At 67.5% G+C, this 1,267-nt stretch carries 1 protein-coding gene and 1 pseudogene; both read left to right on the top strand.

Annotated elements, in window-relative coordinates; translation table 11 throughout:
• Nucleotides 1-221, top strand: a pseudogene (locus SPI01S_RS22820) (methyl-accepting chemotaxis protein); the annotation flags it as partial.
• Between the two features lie 31 nt (nucleotides 222-252).
• Nucleotides 253-1,267, top strand: a 1,015-nt coding sequence (locus tag SPI01S_RS21585; RefSeq protein ID WP_157084838.1) for an MCP four helix bundle domain-containing protein, incomplete at its 3' end; no start/stop codon positions are given.

Here is a 1,267-nt window from a genome sequence, read left to right as displayed (position 1 = left end):
AACTCCAGGCCAGCATCGCCTATTTCCGCGTCGAGCAGCAGTCGCGCCCCCGCGCCATCGCCCCCGCCCGCCGTCCCGCACCGAAGCCGGCCGCCAAGTCGGTCGCACGGCCGAAGCCCAACAGCGTCGCCGATCAGCAGGCCCGGGTCAGCGGCTTTGCGCTCGACCTGAGCAGCGGCGGCCCGGATGCCGAAGACGCGGCGTTCGGACACGCCGCCTAGACCTTTCCCCACGCTCCAAGGACAAGAACAAATGCGTGCCACGATCAAACTGAAGCTCGGGATCACCTTCGGCATCCTCATCCTGTTGCTGCTCGCCGTGGTCGGCGTCGCCAACTCGCGCCTCGCCAGCCTCAACCAGGCGATCAGCGACGTGATCGCCGGCCCGGCGCAGCGCCAGGAAATCGCCCAGATCGTGAGCGGCGGAATCAGCTATGTCCTGCGCCAGGAAAAGAACATGGCGCTCACCGAGGACGAAGCGCTGACCCGCAAGTTCGACGCCGACCTGATGAAAGCCCGCGAGCAGGTGCAGGCGCAGATCGCCAAGGGGCTGGCAGGCGCCAGCGCCCAGGGCAAGCCGCTCTGGATGCAATTGAGTGCGAAGTTCGACGCGTTCGTGCCGGTCAACGATCAGGTCCGCATGCTCGCGCTGGCCAACAAGAATACCGAAGCCGGCGCGCTTTCGATCACCCGCTCGCGTGAAGCCGCGACGGCGATGAGCGACCTGGCCGATCAGCTGGTGGCGCTCTCGAAGCAGCAGATGACGCAGGCGGATCAGGATACCAATGCACTGTATGCCAGCGCCGCGACCGCGCTGTGGGTCGTCGCCGCCATCGCGCTGCTGATCGCCGTCGGCGGCGCCTTCTGGATCTCGCGGATCGTCTCGCAGGGGCTGCGCCGTATCTCCACCGCGGTCAGCGCCGTGGCGATCGGCGACCTCAGCCAGGACGTGCAGGTCACCAGCAACGACGAGATCAAGGACCTGGTCGACACCGTCAACACCATGGTCGCCAATCTGCGCGTCAGCGCGGCGCTGGCCGACAAGATCGCCGACGGCGATCTGACCATCCACCACAAGCCGGCATCGGACAAGGACGTGCTCGGCAACGCGCTGGTGCGGATGGTCGATCGCCTGCGCGGCGTGGTGTCGGACGCGACCGTCGCGGCGACCAACGTCTCGTCAGGCAGCCAGGAACTGTCGTCGAGTTCGGAGCAGGTCTCGCAGGGCGCGACCGAACAGGCCGCCGCCGCCGAACAGGCGTCTGCCG

The sequence above is a fragment of the Sphingomonas pituitosa NBRC 102491 genome, from assembly GCF_001598435.1.
Taxonomy (GTDB): domain Bacteria; phylum Pseudomonadota; class Alphaproteobacteria; order Sphingomonadales; family Sphingomonadaceae; genus Sphingomonas; species Sphingomonas pituitosa.
This window is presented reverse-complemented; position numbering and strand designations above follow the sequence as displayed.